General features: G+C 31.0%; 7 protein-coding genes. 1 reads left to right on the forward strand and 6 read right to left on the reverse strand.

Annotated elements, in window-relative coordinates; all coding sequences use genetic code 11:
• Positions 1-139 precede the first annotated feature (139 nt).
• The 5 genes from COL3_RS21175 to COL3_RS21195 form a co-directional block, all read right to left on the reverse strand.
• Positions 140-994 carry a PTS system mannose/fructose/sorbose family transporter subunit IID gene (locus COL3_RS21175; protein WP_008419456.1) on the reverse strand — a complete coding sequence of 285 codons (855 nt, stop codon included), beginning with the start codon at positions 992-994 and terminating at the stop codon, positions 140-142.
• The gene (locus COL3_RS21180) at positions 981-1,748 is read right to left on the reverse strand and encodes a PTS sugar transporter subunit IIC (RefSeq protein ID WP_008419457.1); all 768 of its coding nucleotides are present in this window, start codon (positions 1,746-1,748) and stop codon (positions 981-983) included. The genes COL3_RS21175 and COL3_RS21180 overlap by 14 nt, the downstream gene beginning before the upstream one ends.
• A gap of 22 nt (positions 1,749-1,770) precedes the next feature.
• Positions 1,771-2,241: a PTS sugar transporter subunit IIB gene (locus COL3_RS21185; protein ID WP_008419458.1), complete on the reverse strand. Its 471-nt coding sequence runs from the start codon at positions 2,239-2,241 to the stop codon at positions 1,771-1,773.
• Positions 2,242-2,257: 16 nt separating this feature from the next.
• Entirely contained in the window at positions 2,258-2,689 is a 432-nt protein-coding gene (locus COL3_RS21190) for a PTS sugar transporter subunit IIA (protein WP_008419459.1), read from the reverse strand.
• 70 nt (positions 2,690-2,759) lie between these two features.
• Positions 2,760-3,737: an SIS domain-containing protein gene (locus COL3_RS21195; RefSeq protein WP_008419460.1), complete on the reverse strand. Its 978-nt coding sequence runs from the start codon at positions 3,735-3,737 to the stop codon at positions 2,760-2,762.
• A 300-nt stretch (positions 3,738-4,037) separates the two neighbouring features.
• Between COL3_RS21195 and COL3_RS21200 the strand changes: the two genes are divergently transcribed.
• On the forward strand, positions 4,038-4,757 hold the full coding sequence (locus COL3_RS21200) for a GntR family transcriptional regulator (RefSeq protein ID WP_008419461.1): 720 nt from the start codon (positions 4,038-4,040) through the stop codon (positions 4,755-4,757).
• Between the two features lie 351 nt (positions 4,758-5,108).
• On the opposite strand, the gene COL3_RS21205 is transcribed toward COL3_RS21200, so the two are convergent.
• Positions 5,109-6,071, reverse strand: coding sequence for an NYN domain-containing protein (locus tag COL3_RS21205; protein ID WP_008419462.1), 963 nt, complete (start codon positions 6,069-6,071; stop codon positions 5,109-5,111).
• Positions 6,072-6,393: the final 322 nt, after the last annotated feature.

A 6,393-nucleotide genomic window follows, 5' to 3' on the forward strand; every position in this document is an offset into this window, starting at 1 on the left:
TTTAAAATAATAAACAACATATATTTTTATTAAGCATGCCTTAGCTATATGAATTACTGCTTTATATTATGGACGTTATGAGGTATTTTCTACTTAATAATTCTATTGCTAAGGCAAATAATAATATAAACTTTATTAGTTATGGTGCTAATATGGCAAACTTAGCTAAAACTATTGATACTAAAATAACACCAAGTAATATATAAGTTACTTTAATATTCTTACCTAGTAACCAGTATATAAGGAATGTTACACCTAAAGGTAGTAAACATGGCATTATACTATCTAAAATAGTCTGCACTTTTGTAACTGCATCACCTGAACCAAAGGTTAGAGGAACCTTTACAGATACCATAGTAGCTATCATAGAACCTATTGTCATAAGCCCTAGAACAGCAGTAGAATGTGTAATCCTATTCATTAAGCCTGACTTTTGAATTTGATTTAATAAGCCCGCACCAACTTCATACCCCTTCATCATACCAAAATAACGAAGTGCAAATGCTGGGATATTATAGATCAATAGAAAAAGTATTGCTCCAAATATACTTCCGTTTAAAGCAAGAGATGCTCCAATACCAGCCGCAATAATTCTTAATGTTCCAAGGAAAAGAGAATCACCAATTCCTGATAGAGGACCCATTAAACTTGCTTTAACATTATTAATTGATTGAGTATCAAAATTAGGGTCTTTTGATTTCTGTTCTTCCATTGCAGTTACTATTCCAAGTACTAATGTAGAAAAATACACCGTTATATTAAAAAACTCCATATGTCTTTGAAGGGCTTCTGCTCTATCTTCCTTCTTCTTATATAATTTTTCTATAATTGGGGTCATTGAATAAGCAAATCCCATGTGATCTTGTCTTACATAATTCCATGAAATTTCAAAAGGAAGTGACTTCCAAAATACTTTTCTTAAATCTTTCTTGGTAATTACTGGACTTTCGCCTATATCAACCTGTGTGTTAATGTTTTTATTAGAAATCTTCATCCAACTCTGCCTCCATTCCCTTAGTATTTTTTGAATCTTTATTTAAAATCATAACTAATACAACGCAAATTGCCATTATTGCAACTCCTAATACTGGAAGTTTTAGATATGCAGTTAAAACAAAACCAATAAATAAGAATGCTGCAACCTTTTTATTCATAATCATTCTAAGCAGAATTGCAAATCCTAATGCAGGAAGTATACCTGCTGAAATAGTTAATCCATCTTGTATAAATTGTGGAATTGAATTTAAGATTGTTTCCATGACACTGCTTCCTAAATAAAACGATAGTGCTGTTAGGATAGCAAGTGGAAGATACATTCCAAATATACCTCCATACCAGTGCATTCGTGATACACCTTTTATATCGCCTTCTAATGCATATTTATCTGCTCTGTTTGCGAAAAGTGGAACAATAGCAATGAATAAAAAATTTCTTAGTAACATAACTAACATAGCAATTGGAAGTCCTAATGCAACTGCCATACCTGCATCTTTATGTCCAACAATTGCAAATGCTGTACCTAAAATCCCACCTGAAACAACTTCAGGTGGAAGTGCAGCTCCAACACCTACTGCCCCCATGAATGCTAATTCAAGAGTCGCTCCAATTATGCATCCAGCTTGTAAATCTCCCATGATTAGACCTACTAATGGACATAAAACTAAAGGTCTGGTTTGTAGTGTTTTTCCTGTAAAATAATCACTATATCCAAAACAAGCAACTAAAAAGATTAATACTATTTGTAACAAGGCTTTTCCTCTCCTTTCTTAATTAAAGAACGCTAATAGCTTTAATTTTCTTATCTCCTGGAACTTGTCTTATTTCAACTTCCACTCCATCACTTACCATTTTTCTAATAAGTTCTTCTTCCTTTTCAGAAATGTTAATAGTTTTTGAAATATTTTTCGTTCCTTCACTAGCTTTAATGCCGCCTAAATTTATTTGTTTCACCTCAGGAACACTCTCTGCGATTCTAGCTGCATCTGCAATTGATTCTACAACTATAAAAAGTTTATATTTATCTGTAACCCCGCTTTTTAGTGCTGCAATGGAATCGTCAATGCTTTTAATTACCAACTTTACTCCACTAGGCTTTGCCAATTTGATAGTTGTCTTTTTCAGTTCATTTACCATAAGTTCATCGTTTGCAATTAAGATACAATCAGCACCTAGAGTTGATGTCCAAGATACTGCTACTTGTCCATGTAATAACCTATGATCAACCCTTGTTAATAAAATCATACTAATTCCCCATTTCTTAAAATTCATCATCCTTTATTACTTTTGAAGTTTCTAAGACCTTATTACAAAATTGTATTATTTCTTTGGAGCTTTGTAATGCGTGTTCAATTATATCATACATGCTATCTTCATCGTATTGCCTTGAAATTAACTCAATCAATAGAGGCAAATTAAGGCCTGCTATTAGGTAAATCTTTTTATCTGTTTCTCCTATAATATTCATGCATTCATTATTCACGCTTCCGCCAAAAATATCAGTAATAATTATCAATTCATCATCTGATTGTAATGATTCTATAAAAGGTGTAAGTTCTTTTTTCAAATCATAATTATCTGTTGTATATGCACAAATTGTATGGACATTATTTTGTTCTCCTACTATCATTTTTAGTGAACTATATATGCCCTCAGCAAAATATGCATGACTTGCCAATAAAAATTTCCTCATATATCTACATTCCTTTCAAATACCATTCTGGTGATACTAATTAAGTTATCACCAGTAATAGTTATATTGGCTAATATTCTACTTTCCACATATATCTACGATTCATATAGTTGTGTTTCTTCGCATATGATAGTTCTCTTAAATACACATTATTTAATATAGATGAGAAAATTAGATGGTTAAAAAATTCAGATACTCTATCACTGATTCTATTGATTCCTAATTCTTTTGCATCTATCACAAATAAGCGTTCTCCATACTTTTCTAGGAACTTAAGAGCTCTCATATCCACAGGTCTTGTACGCCCTTCGCTTATTAATGCTACCATTGCAAGATTTTTATCTACTGCTTCAAATGGTCCATGAAGAAGTTCTCCTGTATTAACTGTTGGTGAATGTACCCATTGCATTTCCATTAGGTTACATATTGAGAATATATATGCTGAACCCATGCTTGGCCCACCGCCTAATACATAAATGGTTTCATCGTTCTTACACTTTTCAGCAAACTCTGCTGCTCTTGGTTTACAATATTTCACCGCTTGACGATAAATATCATCGATAATTTCAAATCCCTCTTCTGCTTCTTTGTAATATTCATAACCTTCTAATTGATGTAATAGTTCAAATGCCATATGCAGACCAACACTTGAATTTACATTTTCAACTTTAGTTTCATCTAAAGCAATACTTTCATATTTGTACTTATATTGAGCAATTTCTGTCATGTGAGATTCTTCCACATATAATGCAATAGTTGTAGCTCCTGCAGCATTCGCTACCTCTACTGCTACTCCAGTTTCCTTAGTCCCTCTCATCGAACAAGCTATTACAAGAGTGTTTTTACCACAAGATTTTGGAACAGCATGTACAAATTCATTAGATGTGTACATTTGGGTTTTTAATGTTTTAGATTCTCTGTCTAATAAGTATTTAGCTGGATAGAATCCCGCGTAAGATCCTCCACATGCTACAAAATATACACTATCAATCCCACCAACTTTTTCGTGCTTATTAATTATTTCACTTATGACTGTCTTTATTGTCATTTATTACACCTTCCTATCATATATTTTATGAGATGTATGGTGACGTCACTACATTTCGTACCTTTATATTATCATAACGCCTATTCTTTGTAAACCTATTTACTAAAAAAATAAATACCTCTGCATACAACTAATCTCTAAAAACGGCATTACAACAACAGTGTGGTACTTTAAAAATTTTATTTACCACATACATCTGCATACATCACCTGTTTTATTTATTTTAGCTTGTTTTTTTATATTAATTATAGTAGTATAGACATACAAGTATTATATAATCTGGAATGAAAGGTGATTATAATGAACAGTTTAAAAAGCACCAGCAGCATGACATTATATGAGCAATTGGCTAATACTATAAGAAATGATATTTATGAGGGAAAGTTTAAACAAGACGAACGCATTCCTTCTGAATTAGAACTAAGCGATATGTATTCTATAAGTAGAAGTACGGTACGTAAAGCAATTACTCTATTAGTCCAGGAAAGGCTGCTTGTAAAAATACATGGTAAAGGAACTTTTGTCGCTTCACCTAAAGTCGTAACTAATTCACATAGCTTCCTCAGCTTTACAGACAATGTAAAGTCTATGGGGCGTACATTAGTTACAAAGACAATAAAAATATCGTTTCAAGCACCTTCTCGTGATGATATAGAATTCTTTTCTTTAGATGAATCTGCTGATGAGGTTTTAATAATTGAAAGACTACGTTTTATCGATGGAATCCCTATCGGTATTGAAACAGTACATTTTACTAAAGAATATGAATTTCTCAAGGATGAACATCTAGATAAATCTCTATATTCTATATTGAAAGATAAGTATAAGATTTATCCTTCAACGGGTAGCAAAACAATTGAAATATGTTATGCAACTCTAGAAGAATCAACACTATTAGACGTTCCTAGAGGTACTGCTTTAATGTTGATAGAAGACAAAGTTTTTGACAGCATGAATAACCCTCTTCATATTTCAAAACAAGTAATTCGAGGTGATAAATTTAAATATGCAATTCAATAGTATATTTTAAATTACCCACAAATACATATAATAATGTTTTTGCTATAGCAGCTGTTTAAATATTTCCTAAGTTACTTGTATTAACAAATTAATAATTTATCTGGTTTATCAATAAATTATATATCACATGTCACGAAACATAACTAATGTCATCATATATGAAAATATATCTTCTGACGCTTCTCATAAAATGGATTGAAAAAAGGCGATAAACACCTCAAACAAAGTGTTTACCGCCTCTAAATATGTTTATATCTTTGATTTTTAATCCATTCTAATATGTTATATTAATACATATGCTTAGATAATATTACATATTATCTTATATGCCAACGCTACAAATATACCACCCTACTTAATAAGCTCAGCATTATTACCATTAACTCTAATAATATTAATTTTCTTATCTAAGAATAACGAAAACTTAGTAACTCCGCTTTTCTTAATCACTATATTTAAATTTGGGACAGCATTCAATAATTCTTTTTTCAGTTCCCCTATATTCATCTTTGATACTCTCTTCTTATTAAATACCATGATTATTTTGTTTTCAATTTCCTTAATACTTTCTGGCATTATATTTTTTAGGGTAACCCAGTATTTATTTTCTTTATTGATTAATGAAAGGCTGTCAAATTCCTTTAGCAGCTCAGACAATTTTGTATAATGATAATTTCTTACATCAAAATCCGGAAACATATTATTTATTCTTTGACCTATTTCTCCAAGGTGCATAGTATCCATACTGCTGTCTAAAATCATATTGATTATAGTCTTTTCTATTATGCTCTTTTGGGTAAATGATTCTTCTTTAAAATGTTTATTACTAGTTTCATTATCCTTACGCACTGCATCTAATTTTTCATCATCTATTTCTGTCTCTTCATCTATAATATCTAAATAAATAAATTTCTCACAGGAAGCTCTAAATGATTCTGGTGTTTTTTGCTCTCCCATGCCAATTACCAAGTTTCCGGACTCACGTAATCTTTTTGCCAGTTTATTAAAATCTGAATCACTTGATACAATACAAAAGCCGCTTACCTTGTCTGAATATAATATATCCATAGCATCAATAACGAGCCCTATATCTGATGCATTCTTTCTAGAAGTATCATTAGACTGCATTATAGGAGTAAGTGAAAACTGTGAAGTTTTCTCTAACCAAGGCTTTAATCTCTCCTGAGTCCAATCTCCATACATTCTCCGAATTGTAACCTTTCCATACTTTGCAAGCTCACCTAATATACTCTCAATATGCTTGGCTCCAATATTATCTGCATCTATTAATAATGCAATTGTTAATTCCCCCATAATCTTCCCCCTCATAAGTAAATTCTTAAATTCCAGTATACTATGAAAAAATATATTTTTGCGGCACCATATTTACCCAATTTTTGTTAATACATCATTAAATTTAACCGCAATCAAACATAGTTAATTTAACATATATGTTATAATTATACAACAAATATTATATAATTTATATCTATAGGTGAAAGAAGGTTGATATACAGCTATTTAATATATGTTGTAAGTTATAATTCATAAAGACCACATTGAAGTTGTATTCAACATATAGATATCCAACATTATAATTTGACTAATTATATGAATATACTTACATATTTACTAA

Source organism: Clostridium sp. LS (assembly GCF_002760435.1).
Lineage (GTDB): Bacteria > Bacillota > Clostridia > Clostridiales > Clostridiaceae > Clostridium.

What these genes read in the sequence shown, in the direction of transcription:
- COL3_RS21175 (WP_008419456.1), bottom strand. Translation starts at nt 994, where the DNA reads ATGAAGATTTCTAATAAAAACATTAACACACAGGTTGATATAGGCGAA.
- COL3_RS21195 (WP_008419460.1), bottom strand. Translation starts at nt 3,737, where the DNA reads ATGACAATAAAGACAGTCATAAGTGAAATAATTAATAAGCACGAAAAA.
- COL3_RS21200 (WP_008419461.1), top strand. Translation starts at nt 4,038, where the DNA reads ATGAACAGTTTAAAAAGCACCAGCAGCATGACATTATATGAGCAATTG.
- COL3_RS21190 (WP_008419459.1), bottom strand. Translation starts at nt 2,689, where the DNA reads ATGAGGAAATTTTTATTGGCAAGTCATGCATATTTTGCTGAGGGCATA.
- COL3_RS21185 (WP_008419458.1), bottom strand. Translation starts at nt 2,241, where the DNA reads ATGATTTTATTAACAAGGGTTGATCATAGGTTATTACATGGACAAGTA.
- COL3_RS21205 (WP_008419462.1), bottom strand. Translation starts at nt 6,071, where the DNA reads ATGGGGGAATTAACAATTGCATTATTAATAGATGCAGATAATATTGGA.